Annotated in this window: 14 protein-coding genes; 5 read left to right on the top strand and 9 right to left on the bottom strand. The window is 40.3% G+C overall.

Annotated features, from left to right (window positions below):
• The first annotated feature begins 335 nt into the window (after nucleotides 1-335).
• Nucleotides 336-707 (top strand): DUF4870 family protein, encoded by a 372-nt coding sequence (locus B3S93_RS00145; protein WP_292401491.1) that lies wholly within the window; start codon nucleotides 336-338, stop codon nucleotides 705-707.
• Between the two features lie 128 nt (nucleotides 708-835).
• On the top strand, nucleotides 836-2,242 hold the full coding sequence (gene dacB / locus B3S93_RS00140; protein WP_292401487.1) for a D-alanyl-D-alanine carboxypeptidase/D-alanyl-D-alanine endopeptidase: 1,407 nt from the start codon (nucleotides 836-838) through the stop codon (nucleotides 2,240-2,242).
• 81 nt (nucleotides 2,243-2,323) lie between these two features.
• On the opposite strand, the gene fae is transcribed toward dacB, so the two are convergent.
• The 4 genes from fae to B3S93_RS00120 form a co-directional block, all read right to left on the bottom strand.
• On the bottom strand, nucleotides 2,324-2,875 hold the full coding sequence (gene fae, locus B3S93_RS00135; protein WP_292357016.1) for a formaldehyde-activating enzyme: 552 nt from the start codon (nucleotides 2,873-2,875) through the stop codon (nucleotides 2,324-2,326).
• A 129-nt stretch (nucleotides 2,876-3,004) separates the two neighbouring features.
• Complete coding sequence (locus B3S93_RS00130; RefSeq protein WP_349677917.1) at nucleotides 3,005-4,066, bottom strand: KPN_02809 family neutral zinc metallopeptidase; 1,062 nt, start codon at nucleotides 4,064-4,066, stop codon at nucleotides 3,005-3,007.
• 457 nt (nucleotides 4,067-4,523) lie between these two features.
• On the bottom strand, nucleotides 4,524-4,817 hold the full coding sequence (locus B3S93_RS00125) for a hypothetical protein (protein ID WP_292357020.1): 294 nt from the start codon (nucleotides 4,815-4,817) through the stop codon (nucleotides 4,524-4,526).
• 72 nt (nucleotides 4,818-4,889) lie between these two features.
• A complete protein-coding gene (locus B3S93_RS00120; protein ID WP_292401484.1) occupies nucleotides 4,890-5,333 on the bottom strand; it encodes a DUF2383 domain-containing protein in 444 nt (147 codons plus the stop codon).
• A 389-nt stretch (nucleotides 5,334-5,722) separates the two neighbouring features.
• Between B3S93_RS00120 and B3S93_RS00115 the strand changes: the two genes are divergently transcribed.
• From B3S93_RS00115 to B3S93_RS00105, 3 genes are read left to right on the top strand one after another with little or no spacing between them, the layout of a single operon-like run.
• Nucleotides 5,723-6,184: a hemerythrin domain-containing protein gene (locus B3S93_RS00115; RefSeq protein WP_292401482.1), complete on the top strand. Its 462-nt coding sequence runs from the start codon at nucleotides 5,723-5,725 to the stop codon at nucleotides 6,182-6,184.
• Between the two features lie 42 nt (nucleotides 6,185-6,226).
• A complete protein-coding gene (locus tag B3S93_RS00110) occupies nucleotides 6,227-6,583 on the top strand; it encodes a hypothetical protein (RefSeq protein WP_292748293.1) in 357 nt (118 codons plus the stop codon).
• A 36-nt stretch (nucleotides 6,584-6,619) separates the two neighbouring features.
• Nucleotides 6,620-7,078, top strand: a complete 459-nt coding sequence (locus B3S93_RS00105) for a hypothetical protein (protein ID WP_292748291.1) — start codon at nucleotides 6,620-6,622, stop codon at nucleotides 7,076-7,078.
• Nucleotides 7,079-8,184: 1,106 nt separating this feature from the next.
• Here B3S93_RS00105 and B3S93_RS00100 read toward each other — a convergent pair.
• From B3S93_RS00100 to B3S93_RS00080, 5 genes are all read right to left on the bottom strand, one after another.
• Entirely contained in the window at nucleotides 8,185-8,505 is a 321-nt protein-coding gene (locus B3S93_RS00100; RefSeq protein ID WP_292748289.1) for a hypothetical protein, read from the bottom strand.
• A gap of 408 nt (nucleotides 8,506-8,913) precedes the next feature.
• Nucleotides 8,914-9,543, bottom strand: a complete 630-nt coding sequence (locus B3S93_RS00095; protein ID WP_292357032.1) for a DUF5666 domain-containing protein — start codon at nucleotides 9,541-9,543, stop codon at nucleotides 8,914-8,916.
• Nucleotides 9,544-10,028: 485 nt separating this feature from the next.
• Nucleotides 10,029-12,335, bottom strand: a complete 2,307-nt coding sequence (locus B3S93_RS00090; RefSeq protein WP_292748287.1) for an ATP-binding protein — start codon at nucleotides 12,333-12,335, stop codon at nucleotides 10,029-10,031.
• Nucleotides 12,335-13,351, bottom strand: a complete 1,017-nt coding sequence (locus B3S93_RS00085; RefSeq protein WP_292748285.1) for an ABC transporter substrate-binding protein — start codon at nucleotides 13,349-13,351, stop codon at nucleotides 12,335-12,337. The genes B3S93_RS00090 and B3S93_RS00085 overlap by 1 nt, the downstream gene beginning before the upstream one ends.
• A gap of 143 nt (nucleotides 13,352-13,494) precedes the next feature.
• Nucleotides 13,495-14,790 (bottom strand): methyl-accepting chemotaxis protein, encoded by a 1,296-nt coding sequence (locus B3S93_RS00080; protein WP_292748283.1) that lies wholly within the window; start codon nucleotides 14,788-14,790, stop codon nucleotides 13,495-13,497.
• Nucleotides 14,791-15,272: the final 482 nt, after the last annotated feature.

Raw genomic sequence — 15,272 nt, 5'->3', positions numbered from 1 at the left:
GCTTCCTAACAAGGGATGTGACACTCATCATGTGTGTCCAGAAACATGTCCCAATTTACCCCCAATGATTGATCGCATTCAATTGGGTGATTTGCCAGATTGTAAAACGGCAATTCATGTTGCCAGAAGAAAGTTTTACAACCAGGCTCATCTAATCAGTGAATGCTCTCATTGCTCTAACTCCACTCCACATGAAACGCTTAACTAATTTCACTTCTTAATTAAAATAGCGATATAGCAAAATTTCACTCCAACATAGTTTTTTCCTGAGATAAAGTTTTGGTATCTGCCTGCAAAAGATTTATCCTTGCAGGCAGATAACCAAAGGATATTTCATGTCTGAACCCAGAATTATTCCCAATCCTTCCCCAGCCCCCGTTATGAACGATAATTCAAATCAAGCCAAAACACTGACGATTGTTATTTATGCCCTGCAGGCAGCATCCTTTATTGTTGGTTTAACGTTCCTGGTGGCCGTTATCATGAACTACATCAAACGCGATGATGTGCGTGGTACGTGGCTTGAATCACATTTTCGCTGGCAGATCCGTACCTTCTGGTTTTGTCTTTTGTGGGGCTTGATAGGTGCTTTATTGAGTGCTGTAGTTATCGGGGTTTTCATTCTGCTGGCCAATGCGATTTGGGTTATCTACCGTATAGCCAAAGGCTGGATGAATGTGGCCGAAAACAAACCGATGTACACTTAAGATTCAACAGCCAATCGCTGTTGTTGTCGGCGTTTCTCCAAGCTTAGCTTTTTGTTTCAAATCAAATGCTGAATTTCATGATAGGCTTTGCAATCTTTTAACTTAAAACTCATGTATCACTGGACTGTATGACCAAATATCTCACCCTGGTAATGTTGCTTTTCTTTAGTGTTTCTACTCACGCTACACAAACTTTTTCTGACCCGGCATTGAACGGCAAGCCTACACCGGAAGGTGCAGATATTGCTTTGTATGTTGTCGATACCGCAAGTGGCAAGGAAATTTACTCTGAACGTGCTGAACAGTTCCAGCAACCTGCCAGTTTGCAGAAAATCATTACAGGTCTGGGAGCGCGCCTGATCCTGGATAAAGATTTCCGTTTTGAAACCACAATGGAAACAACTGAACGCGATGTGATAATCAATTTCAGTGGAGACCCGACTTTCACCCGCACCCATCTGCGTGTTCTGGTCGAAAAACTTAAGCTCAAGCAAACGACTATCGATGGAAATCTCTATTTGAACGGCAGCGCCTTCGACACCTCTGAGCGTGCTGTTGGCTTACCATGGGATATTATGGGTGTCTGTTACAGTGCCCCGTCCAGTAGCATTACGATGAATGGTAACTGTATCTACGGAAAAATTGAGGGCACTACCCCGGCACCCGTTAAGGGGCTGAAAGCCAGTGGCTCGCCATATATCAGTATCAGTGCTGACGATATCATCATCCGCGAAGGCCTGGAAAATCAGAATATTGATTGTGATCTCAAGCTGACTGCCGACAATAAAAATCACTTCTCACTTAATGGATGCGTGGGCTCGCATCGTTTGCCAGTAAATTTTCATCTTGCGGTACAAAACACCACCTTATATCTCAAGGAGGTTCTTCAGGAGGAACTGGATCGTGCCGGAATCAGATTACATGGCAAAATTATTCGTGACGATACCGCACATGGGACCGTTATTGCCTTGCATCAATCAGAACCATTGATGAAACTGATCGATTTGATGATGAAACGGTCGGATAATCTGATTGCTGATAATCTGCTTAAAACGGTTGGCCGTGTTTATTACAAACAACCTGGTAGTTATGAGAATGGTGCGGCCGCCATCAAAGCGGTATTTAAGGAAAAAGCCGGTATTGATTTGTCTCGTGCCATTATCATGGATGGTTCAGGGTTATCACGTAACAATAGAGTCACCGCCAAGCAGTTAATGCAGGTCGTCCAGTACATCTTCAGCAATAAGGAGCTGGGACTGGTTGATACGTTACCCGTATCAGGACAGTCTGGAACCCTGCGATACCGCAGTAGCCTGATCAATACGCCATTGAGTGGCAAAGTAACGGCAAAAACCGGTTCTATCTATGGTGTTTACAATCTGGCTGGAAAAATAAATACAAAATCAGGCAAGTCATTGTACTTTGTACAGTTACTTTCCAATTATCATTCGGATAGTGACAACCGCAATGTTGCGCGTAAGCCACTTCGGGATTTTGAACGTGGTTTTTATGAAAAGTTATTTAACGAGCATTAAATAAACGATTACTTGTCCTGTAACCAAAAAAAACCCTCTTTGCTCACACAAAGAGGGTTTTTTAGTGAATACAGCTTTAACTTACCAGGCTGATTCACCCGTTTCTGGATCATACATTTCATGATGGATTTTGTTGCGGTTCGCAATCAGTTCATCAATTGTTGGTGAACCTGACATCGCACGTTTGATGGCCAGTTTCATGGCTTCGTAATTCGTGCGGTATAAGTCCTTGCGATCAACATCCGGATTAGCAGCCGCATCTGGCGCGATCCAAATCATCGCCACGATACATAAATCATCAGCATGTTCTTTTGGTATGACGCCTTCAATAACGCTATCCAATACCGCATCGGCCACCGCCGACTGAACCGGTCCACCAAACAATTCCACATAACTGCTCGATTTGATGGTCACTTTAGGCACGATCATGGTTGCCGGTTTAACCTGTTGATTGGTGGCACGAATGGCAAACATACGGGTGTGACCTTCTGTCTGCCCCATCAAATTGGCAAATGCCTGGCCTGCCGGACCTTTGGTGCTGCCAATTAAAATTTCCGGCATCGCATCGGTGCCTTGATCTTCACTGGCAAAAACGGTGGCTTCTGCGGTTCTAAACCAAACGGGTTCTGACATTGTTAAACTCCAAATAATTATAAGAAAAAACGCGCCATTCTATGTTGCTGGTATCTGCGCCCGCAAGCAATAATCCAAAAGGTGTAATTGACCGTAATTTATGCAGTCTATTTTTGGTATTAATCACATTCAATAAATGCTAACGAACACATCAAAATGACCTGTATTCAGTATGTTTATCAATATAAACTGGGGAATATTACATTTTAAGCTTCCAAAATATTGCATCCGGTGAGCAGAGCATCTGTAATTTTTAAAATAGAGAAACTCTTTCCTAAAGGGATTAACCGTTTGCAAATGTATTACAACGCGCGATACTTCCAGTTTCAAATCCCGTTTTAAACCACTGCATTCGTTGTTGGGAGCTGCCATGGGTAAATGAGTCAGGGCTAACATAACCTTGCGATTGTTTTTGCAAGGTATCATCCCTATCGCACTGGCAGCTCTTAGTCCTTCTTCAATATCACCGGTTTCCAAAAGTTGACGTTGATCATTTGCATGATTGGCCCAGATACCTGCAAAACAGTCTGCCTGTAATTCCTGTTTGACCGAGAGTTTGTTGGCTTCTATTTCGTTTAACCGGCTGCGAGCAGCATGAACTTTCTCTGAAATCCCCATCAGAGTCTGAATATGATGTCCCACTTCATGTGCAATCACATAGGCCTGAGCAAAATCACCAGGTGCTTTGAATCGGTTTTTGAGTTGATCGAAAAAATTCAGATCCAGATAAATCTGTTGATCTGAAGGACAATAAAAAGGGCCGATTGCTGACTGGGCAGTGCCGCAAGCCGAACGTACCACCCCTCTGAACAACACCAGACGAGGCTCCTGATACTGTTCATCATTTTCCTGAAAGATACTGCTCCACGTCTGCTCGGTATCTGCGAGGATTACTGAGACAAATTCAACTAGTTCTTTTTCCTGCGGCGTTTGATTTAACGTTTCGGTGGAAACGCTGGTGGGTGGACTTTCTCCCAGTCCTAGCGCATAGAGCATATTGCCTAAATTACCGGTAAACAAACCATAAGCAACCACAGCGACAATAACTAACAAAGTACCTTTAACACCAAGAAATCGAAAAACCAACGGTAATAATCGTAGACCACCACGACCAAAGCCTCCAGCTCCAGAAGTACGCATGGCCCGTCTGTCTTCAATATTGCTGCTTTTGGGTCTTCCCTTCCAACGCATTGTTATAAATCCTTATTTATACGAGCTGAAATGTCGATGAAATTAACGTTATGTGATTCTGCAGACATCATAGTCTTTTCCAGAGATGAAGCTAAAGCAGTTTTATAAGCGTCAATGGTTTTTATTTAAAAGCTTATTTTCTACCGAAATAGAAATTTTTCACGGCATATTCACCTGGAAAAAGCTACTTTAATCATGAATCATTAAACGAGCCGTTAATATGCGTAATAGTAAATCTGAGCCAAATTTGAAACACACCCTACAATCGAAACGGTTACCGTGCCGAGGTTGCACTGCTGACTGTAAAAATTATGCTTTTTGCGATGGTAAGCCATGGCGGCAGAATCAAGCCGGTGTCCAAATAGGATCCAAAATTCATTAATTTAAAAGAAAACCCAATAAACCTTTATGATTTATTGGGTTCTAGTTGGATAAGTCAGATTCCGGTGAAGCAATTTTAATATTGCTGCCCAACACCTTGTTCAGTTGCCTCATCTAAACCACTATCTTCTTCATCATAAGGAGGTGTTTCAGTTAAATCGCTATCATCTTTGTTGCGGTTGATTTCTTCAGCTGATTGAGGGTTTTCAATTTCCTCCACATCTTCATCACCATAAGGGTTCTCGCTCCACTGTGGGTCAGCATCCAGCTCAGAGTCCTGCCCCATTTGATTATCCTGTTCATCGGAACAACCGGATAATATGACCGACGAGAAAGCTAATGTCATGGTAAAAAATAGTGCTTTCCACATAGTATTTACTCCTTATCAAATAATCTGTGCCATAGAGCTAGGATTAGTTAACGAATTGAGGTTGTTGCGTAATCAAGAAATTTGTTCAAGGGTTGCATTAATCCATGCTCGGTGACGTCTTTCATCTGCCAAACCATTTTGTAAAATGAGTTTTATTGTTCCTGGGAAAGGCTCATCTACCATTTCTTCATAACTTTTATTAGTAACTTCTTCATTCATTTTCATTGCTTTAAGAATGGCCTTATCTCCACCCAGTTCAGCTATCACAACTTTGTCTTTAGTCAGTATCTGTTTTAGATCACCGCCATCAGCCGGATTTCCACCTTCCAGCCTTACTGATTCACTTAAAGCCGTAATGTGGTTTTGATGGTCTTCCATAAATGCGGCTAATTGTTGTTTAAACTGCATGTCATCAAGACGCTCAATCGCCGCTTTATAAGCAGCAATGGCATCGTAATCGAGTTCAATTAAATTATTGAGCTTTTTGATTAGATCTTCCGAGTTCATTTCAGTCATTACGATTATCCTTTCAACATTAGATTTATTACGTTTTACTGAGTGTTAAATAGTAACTTTGGAAATTCTTATCTGGTTGAGCTCACACTTGATATAAGTGCACATTAACCACTATCAGCAATCCTTATGCCAGACCCTGAAAGTAAGCATTAATCAGTTCTGAAAATTCTAGTTTCCCCCTCGCAAGGGAAATTTCGATTTATTCCTATAAATTTTTCTGTAATGACAGTAATTTTTACCCATATTTTATTTTCTTTTATTCATTGAAAACTTATAAAACTTTCAGCTATATCCGAGCCCACCAGGCTTTAGCAGAGATTTGTTCATCTCGGGTACGTAATTTGCAAAAGGACTGATAGTAATCTACCGAAATCAAAAGGTTTAGAAACATGACTGATACAAAAAAGACACAGCACAACGCCATAACCTTACTGAAAAACGATCATCAGAAAGTTAAACAGGCGTTCGCCCAATATGAAGAGCTCGGGCCATATGCGTTTGTTCATAAGAAAAAACTGGCAGATCAAATTTGTGCAGAACTGACACTGCATACCCAGTTGGAAGAGGAAATTATCTACCCAGCGTTTCGTGAAAAACTTTCAGATGAAAAAGATTTGCTCAATGAAGCTAAGGTTGAACATGACAGTGCCAAGGTATTGATCAAAGAAATTCAACAAATGCAGGCAGATGAGGAATTATTTGATGCCAAAGTCAAGGTGCTTTCAGAATACATTGAGCACCATGTTAAAGAAGAAGAAGACGAAATGTTTCCTTTATTGCAGAAAAGTGATGTTGATTTGGCGTTACTCGGCGAAAAACTGTTTCAACGCAAACAACAACTCAATAAATAACACTTGAGTAAAACTTCATAAACCCATCTGGGAATAATGATTATGGATAACAGTCATGCAAACAAAGCAGAAATGGAATGGATGTCACTGAAAAAAGAAGCCACCTTGTTCCCTATTTATTCCATGCGTAAAGCCTGGGATGTTTTAGAAAAGGAAATCAATTTTTTATCTGCATCAGCTGACAAGCCAAACAATGATTCAATCAAACAGGGCAGGCTTGATATTGGTGAAATCACGGTTTTGGATCCCCGCTTGGGAAATCTTATCCATAGTCTGGAATATACACGTATGAGTATCGAAGGGATTCAGTCCCCTTCTGTATCGATGATCGTGGATTACATTCAAGCCTGTGAAAGAGTGCATTGGATTTTGGATAACTATCGTAAGCTCGCCAGCTGACCTTTCTGACCAACGATATAAAAAAGGGAATTTGCAATGGCAAAACTGGTTAAATGTCGAAACTGTGAATATCAGGTAGCACGAACAGCAAATAATTGTGTCCAATGTCATACCAAAAATCCCGGTTTAACCACCACAGATTATTTTATTAATACCCTATGTTTTGCGGCACTTTTACTAGGCCTGATGCTGCTCTATAAAATCTCGTTTAATGATCAGTTAATCCAGATTGCAGATGTTGAAGCGGCCGGGTTTGAAAAGCAGTATCAACGCCAAACCTTGATTGAAAATGCTGAAGGTGGTTGGGTTGGCCAATGGAAGAGTGAACGAATTGAACTGTATCAATTTACCGATACAGTGGCCGTGGACTTGGAATTTTTTTCCAAACGGGCCGCTCCAGATAATGTAAATGGATGGAATGATGCCTGTATACACAAAAACATCATTTTACTTAGTAAAGGACATAATGCCTGTCAGACACTTAAACAGTTATAAAATAAATTATTGGAGCAGGCTCTAAGGGCTTGTTTATCTTTCATCTCCGCCTCTGTTGTGAGCTGAAAAAGCGTCAATCAAGGTACGAGGAACGCCTTTTGTGAGATACATCCATGTATCTCACCCCATTGGGGCTTGCGCTCAAAAACGTTTATCTCCATGGATGGAGTGTATGCAAAAGCAATGTCTGGAACATTGCTTGTCCTGACGTTTTTGTAGTAATTCTAAATAAGTGACGAGTAACGCAGACCGGCGCGCGCCTCCCTGGCGCGCCGGCATACAGTTCATCCGTGGACATAAGTGACGCTTTTTCAGTCACAACCCGAAGGGCTGGGACTATTTTTGCGGCCGCCTGGGTTGTATGAAATACATCCCTGTATTTCACCGCTACGCGGCCAGCTAAGCTGTTCAAATGAGTTCCAGACTCATTTGTCAATCACTTATGTAGGAAGACTACACGGCGTGCTTTTCGCCTTGTCGCACACAAAACAAAATAGCCGCCAGCAGTGGTGGATATGAAAGATAAACAAGCCCTAAATCATTAATCCGCATCAAATGTTTCAATATCATCAGTAATCTCATCATATAGACGAAGTTAGGACCTCAGTATCTTTTTTCGTCTTAGCGGGGAATCATTCTGGAACAAGCTTCTAGTTTTCATCTGCTTCAGCTCCTATTACTCCCTGTGTCACAGTATCCCGGCTAGATTTGTACTTGAAATATTATTACTATGAGTAACAGGATTGTCTATCTCGTTTTAATTCATTCATTTCATCTGCCAGTAAAGGCAGACTCGTAATCATGCTGGCAAAAAAAGTCATTTTAATGAGTTGTGTAGCCATTTTAAACTCCTATCCAAAATGCTCAAGAAAGCATTAAGGCTTATATCAAATAAGAATATGAAGTTAGAAGGCCTTAAGGACATCACATTTCATTTGTTAAAATGAAATGCTTAGGTGAGAAATTAGTTTGATAAAAAAATGAAAACGTAGCGTTACTTCCTTAGTAAATTTGTTGGTCAACACTGAGAAATCAACCAGCTAATTACTCCATTAAAACGCTACGCTCCCATTGAACTTAGAATTTTATTTTACGTTCAATTTATTTTATTCAGGATATCCTTCCTCACCCATTTTGTGGGCAGGGTGCTTATCGTTTCCGCCCTTATCCTTATCATAGGCTTCTTCATCAGGCACCACGTCCATGTCTTCATCCATTTCATCATAGGTGGTTGTATCACCCTGACGGTTTTTGTCCATTTTCTTCTCATTATCCTGATGTTTTTTGTCCATTTCATGCTGAGTTTTATTAACTTTTTGTTCCCACTCAGGATCATCTTTATTCATTTTTTCATGATCATCTGCTAAGACAGGTGTAACAGCAAAAGCTGTAGCAATTGCAGTTGAAAGAAATAGTTGCTTAAACATTTCATTCTCCTTTATATTTAACGGCAATTTTTGTATTCAGGTAGAAAATCAAAGAAAGAGCCGAATGCTTTCCTTGTAACAAACAACCTCGCAAGCCTCATGCCAAAATAATTATCACTATAAAATACACGGAAAATTCAAAAAAATTATTATTTAAAATCAGCAGCTTGGCAAGACTTTAATGCAAAATACATTAAACTTATGCTCAAGATCTGTTATGAATTTTTCATGTACAACTAATGACAAAGTCATGTAATTTTTACAATCACATCTAAATTTTTTTAGGTGTTTGTTCAGCATTGCCATAAAAATTTCTAAGTAATAAATCAATAGCGGACTAGCATCAGACATTACATTTGAAATAAGGCTATGCCGACTGAGCCAGCATAGCCTGTGTATTTAAAACGATTATGAAGCGCTATAAAGGGTTGTTACATAGTTTGCTTCAAAAACTCGACCTTCAAAAAAGTCGTGATCAATGCTTCCTTGCACGCTTACTCTGTCCCCTACATCAAGCTGTTGAAATCCCTCATTATCGAGCGGATTGTATGTCAATTCATCCACTTCGACAGTCAGCTCCTGAAGTCCGGAATCAAGCGTAAATTGCTCTCCATTCGCATCTACGCTGGTAATCGTCCCCTGCACTACTGTATCCGTTACACTGGGTGAGATTATTGAATAACCTATATCCTCCTCATCCATTGCACTCGCATAAAAATAGGTATCAATATTTTTTACATAAACACTGCTGGCTTCTATAGTAGTTAGATCGTAAAAATCATCATCGATCATGCCTGAGACTCTCACTTCATCCCCCTGGATTAACTTGTAACCATCAGCATCACGGTCGCCATCGTCCATTTCTACAGTGATCTGCCCATCACCATAATCCAGTTCAAACGCATCAGCGGTGACAGAGGTAACTTCACCATTAATACTGATCCAGCTATCATCTTCTAACGCGTAAGGATTTATAGCGACTGCTGGCAATGCAAATAAAGTCAAAGAAGCAAATGTCAGGATTCTCGCGTTATTCATATCTTCCTCCTAATAAACGTCTTCTATAGTCTGAGTAAAAATCAGTCATATTATTTACAAGGAATACTTTTGATGACTCTAAATCAGCAATGCTTAACTTGGTCATCATTATCAACTCTAAAGCTGAATTTGAAATTATTTGGATAATTAAAACACTTTAGATTTATTGCATTAATATCTCGTTATTCCCTGCTCAAAAAATTATGCAACCGTTATACCAGTCCAAATAAAAAAATTAACTGAAAACCGTCAGACTTGGCATTAATTTTATCTAGAGGGTTTTATAGATTTAAATATGTAACTGGCAAGGTTAATTTAGATAATTGTTAATTAAAAATATTTCGAGAGAGTCATGAAATTTTTTCAGATACCTGTAAAAAATTTAAACACGGACGAGTAATATAAAAGAGATATTTGTAATACAAACAACAACTAGGCTGAAGATTCTGTCAGGATTGTATTATCAGAGATCAACTTGATTTAGTTTAATCCGGTGAGACTTGTCCTTCGCCATCAAGGGCCATTCTGACCTTGCTGGCCAGCTCTTCACGCTTATAGGGTTTAGACAGGAGTAATACCCCTTTATCCAGTCGACCATGGTGAACAATAGAGTTTTCGGTATAACCTGATGTATATAAAATGCGCAATGATGGTCTTAGCCTCAGGGCATGCTCAGCTATTTTTCGGCCATTTAATCCTTCCGGTAACACGACATCGGTTAATAGCAAATCAATCGTCTGTTCAGATTGCAGAATATCCATTGCCTGTTTGCCATCGGCGGCTGACAGTACCTCATAACCTAAAGCTGTCAATTGAGTTAATACATATTCCCTTACCATAGGATCATCTTCAACCACTAAAATAGTTTCATGACCAATCTGTAAGTTGATGGACTCTTGAGTATTAGCTTTTAGCTGGGGTGTATTATCCATTGCAACTGGTAGGTAAAGTCTTACTGTTGTTCCCTGTCCAGGCTCAGAATAGATATTAACGTGACCGTTACTTTGTTTAATAAAGCCATAAACCATTGCCAACCCTAAGCCTGTCCCTTTGTCTTTCGATTTGGTGGTGTAAAAAGGCTCAAATACTTTATCAAGTTTGTCTGCATCAATACCGCAGCCAGAATCCGAAACGGCTAGCACAACGTAATCACCTGAAGTGATGTCATGATTTTGAGCATATTCTTCCGGTAAATGGGTATTTTTGGCTTCAATAACTAATTGACCGCCTTTTGGCATGGCATCTTTTGCATTTAATGACAAATTAAGCAGCGCATTTTCAAACTGTCCAGCATCGACAAGGACGTGCTTTAATGGACCTTCAGCAATAAACTTGATGACAATCCCTTCGCCAACAGCACGTTCCAATAACGGCCAAAGCTGATCGATAAGTTGTTTGATACTCTCTGGCTTGGGATCAAGCGGCTGTTTACGGGCGAAGGCTAATAGACTGCGGGTTAACTCCGCGCCTCGGTAACCGGCTTGTAAAATCATATCCGCTAACGGTTTGAGTCTGTTGGAATCCTCAAATGATTCTGTAAGGATTTGCGAGTTGCCAATTACCACCGTGAGCAGATTATTAAAATCATGTGCCACACCACCCGTTAATTGACCTACCGCTTCCAGCCGTTGAGATTGGCGCAGTCGGTTTTCAAGCTCCATACGTTCGGAGATATCCTGAAAGGCACCATGAACGCCGATTATGTTTCCTTCATGGTCACGAACAGCTTCACCAGATGTCCGCACCCAGATCGGTGTTCCAGCAGAATTAATGATTTGTAACTCTGCATCATAGGGAATTCCCTGCTGATAGCAGGCAGTAAATAATTCCTGCATACGTGGCTGATGCTCAGCAATATAAAAAGAAAGACCTTCTTCAATGGTTGGACTATAGCCTTTTGGTTTGCCATGGATGTTGGCCACCATCTCAGACCAAATAACCTGTTTGGTTCTCATATCCACCGACCACCCACCAAACCGGGTGATTCTGCCAGCAATTTCCAGTAATTCAGCTTGTTTTTTTAATTCACTCTGCTGCAGGATGATCTGTTGGTTTGAGCGATCTTTTTGATCCAGCAGCGCATTAAAAGCCATCGATAACTCTGCCATTTCATCTTTGCCAAACACCTCAGCCCGAGCTGTGTTGTCATTAAGCGATATTTTTTTGATTGTATCGATAAGATTTCGGGTAGGCAGAGCGATACGCTGATAAATCATATTGAATGCCAATACACATAACACACCAAAGATCAGCGTAGATAACATGAAAACAAACAAAATACGGTTTATATGACTTTCAATAACTTGCTGATTTTCCTGCATCAATTGATCAATAGAGCTTTCAATTGCAATACCATGATCAGCAACCTGGTTGATAAGCAATCTTGATCTCAACGGCAATGACAGAGGATTCATTTGATAGTCATTGATGATGGGGTTAGTATTTTCCGGAAGACTTTGATAAGCATCTTCTACTGATTTAATCAACTGATCGATATGCCGTATTGCCCGTTGGGCATTAAACTTACCTCGCTCCAGTTTTGAAAGATCTTGCTGGATTTGTCGCGCATCACTCAAAAAAACCTGCCACAGACGTTCGTCAGGCCGAAATATCAATAAATTATCACTGCCGACAGATAATGCATCAATTTTGTTATTTAACGTTGCAAACGAATTAAGTTCAATGCGTTTTAATTCAACCTGGTGGTAACTCCAGGCACCTAACACAATTAAAAATAGTAGTCCCAGCAGACATGAACTGATAAAGAAAATAGACGTTTGAACCAGTTTCATCACTGGTTCTCCTCAGTTTGCAACGTTGGAATCTTAACTAAAAAAGGCTGTATTGCTTTTAAGGGTTCGGGAGCAAACCAGGAGGTCACATTGATTGGTTTTTCGGATCCGGGAAAATTATTGAGCTTAGCCCATTGAATATTCTGATGTAATTCTGAAATTAAAGACCAGTTTAAATTTAACTGATGTAATCCTGGCTGATAATTTTGACCCAAAATTGCGTTTTCACTCATTTCCTGGCTATACATCTGCATCACGTTATCCGTGTCTGAGTGTATAAGACTGATGGCATCGGCGTAAGCCCTTAGCAATTGCTGACAGTTTTGTGGGTTCTGCTCCGTTATTTTGCGAGTTGTTACCAGTAGCCATTTTGCGCTATACACATGACTACCCTCCACCTGTTTGAGCTGGTCACCATATTCCGCAATAAAATGATTGGTCCATGGCTGCCAGGTAACAATTGCATCGACCTTGTCATCAATTAATGCCTTACCCAATTCTGAAATGGGTAAATCGATAATATCTACCTGATCTGTATTTACCTGATAAAAAACCGAATAAACCCACCAGATATATTCTGAATTGGTTCCTTTAGGCAAACCAATACGTCCTCCTGACAAATCAGTAACTGTCTGAATTTGCTTACCATTAGTGGTTGTCAGGATTTGATTCATTAAGGTGGAATGCAAAAGATTCCCCAGAATAACGGGCTCATCATTCTGAAGTTCATTATTTGCATTAGCTAATTTATCCAGCGTAAACGCTGTTGGTGAGACCAAGGCAAAATCAACTTTTCCGGCACGCAAATCGTCAAGACTTTGCCTACCCGAATTATTAAAACTCACATCAACATCAAGCTGATATTTTTTGAATAACTCATTTTTACTGGCGACAAGAGTGGGGAGATCCCCCAAATAATTCACACCAGCCAATTTCAATGATGGGATGTCTGTATTCTCAGAACTACAAGCGACTGAAAACAAGACGAATAATATTAAAACTCTTTTCAGGCCCATCTTATTTTCCGTAATGAGTTCATATGCTTATAGTTATTATTGCGTACACAACGCACAGAGCTTTAATTTATTTATGTCATCAAAATTAAAGTAGTCCTGATAATTTGTTATACCCTAACAATCAAGATCTTGAAATCCCTTGCCTATAAAAGCGAAGAAACCGTTCGTGAAACATCCTCAGCACCATGCAATATTTCTGTCATCACTGATGAAACAGCAGAAAGTTGTTCATTACTGTCGAGAGCCCGTTGTTTCACGCTATCCATCTTTTGCGTGACATCATGTGTAAGCTTACGGTTTTGCTTTACAACTTCTTTTATTTCCTCCGTGGACTCGCTTGTTCTCGACGCCAGCTTTCTGACCTCATCAGCCACGACGGCAAACCCACGCCCCTGATCGCCGGCACGTGCGGCTTCGATGGCTGCGTTTAATGCCAATAGATTTGTCTGTTCTGCAATGTCATTAATCGTTGAAACGATATTTTCAATATTTTTAGATTCATTATTCAACTGTTCGATATTGGCTGACGTTTCCGATACATCCTGCAGAATTGTGTTGGACATTTGTACCGAGGTATTGAGTAATTCAACACCATTTTTAGCTATTTGCGAGGTTTCCTCTGCTGTTGAAAATGACATCTCCGCAGCACGCATTACTCGGTCGTTATGCTCGATTCTCTGGGTAATATCACTGGCAAACTTAATGACCTTAACCACCTTGCCTTCATCATCAAACACTGGATTATAAGAAGCTTCTAACCAGACGGCTTGACCAGAAGATGTTTTCCTTTGGTATTGATCAGAGAAAAATTTTCCCGAACTGATTTCTGACCAGAAATTGGGGTTTTCTTCGTAGAATTGATCGAAACAGAACATGCGATGATGCTTACCAACCACATCATTTAAAGAATAACCAACTACCGAAAGGAAATTATCATTAGCCGTTAAAATTTGTCCATCTGGAGTAAACTCAATAATCGCCATTGAACGGTTTAATGCATTGGAGGCCGCTTCAAGATCACGCATTTTGTTATGTGAACGCGTCACATCTGAAGCAATTTTAAAGATAGCGGTAACGTTATTGTCCTTGTCAGTTATTGGAAAATATGATGCTTCTAACCATATTGTTTGGTCTGGCTTGGTAAGTCTTTTAAACCTGCCTGATTGTTGTTTGCCCCGTGAGAGTTCATCCCAGAATATTTTATACTCCGCAGAACGAATATAATCGTCATGGCATAAAACCTTATGGTGTTTGCCGACCAGTTCTGACTTTTCATAACCCACAACGGATAAAAAGTTGTCATTTACATCCTCGATAATACCTTTACTATTAAATTGAATAGTCGCTACAGATTCCTGTATTGAATTGATAAGGCTGTAAATTTCATTATATTTAGTAGTTACCTCAGCTAAATCACTTTTAAGTTTTTTATTAAACATCTTAATATTGCCCACTGCTGCCGAATAATTTTTATTATGATTATCAACACGAGATAATCATTATTTTTTATATGGAATTAAAGCGGATAGATTGTGAATTTTATGTCAACAATCGACTGGATCTTGTGAATTTTTTAATGGGCAAGCACACAAAAAAATCAATCATGCTAGGGCTTGTTTATCTTTCATATCCTCCACTGCTGGCGGCTATTTTTGTGTCCGACAAGGCGGAAAGCACGCGGTGTAGCCTTCCTACATAAGTGATTGACAAATGAGTCTGGAACTCATTTGAACAGCTACGCAGGCGGGTGCAAAAATAGTCCCAGCCCTTCGGGTTATGACTGAAAAAGCGCCACTTATGTCCACGGATGAACTGTATGCCGGCGCGCCAGGGAGGCGCGCGCCGGTCTGCGTTGCTCGTCGCTTATTTAGAACAACTAAAAGGCGCTCCTCGTGCCTTGATTGACGCTTTTTCAGCTCAC

Source organism: Methylophaga sp. UBA3613 (assembly GCF_002375415.1).
Lineage (GTDB): Bacteria > Pseudomonadota > Gammaproteobacteria > Nitrosococcales > Methylophagaceae > Methylophaga.
This window is presented reverse-complemented; position numbering and strand designations above follow the sequence as displayed.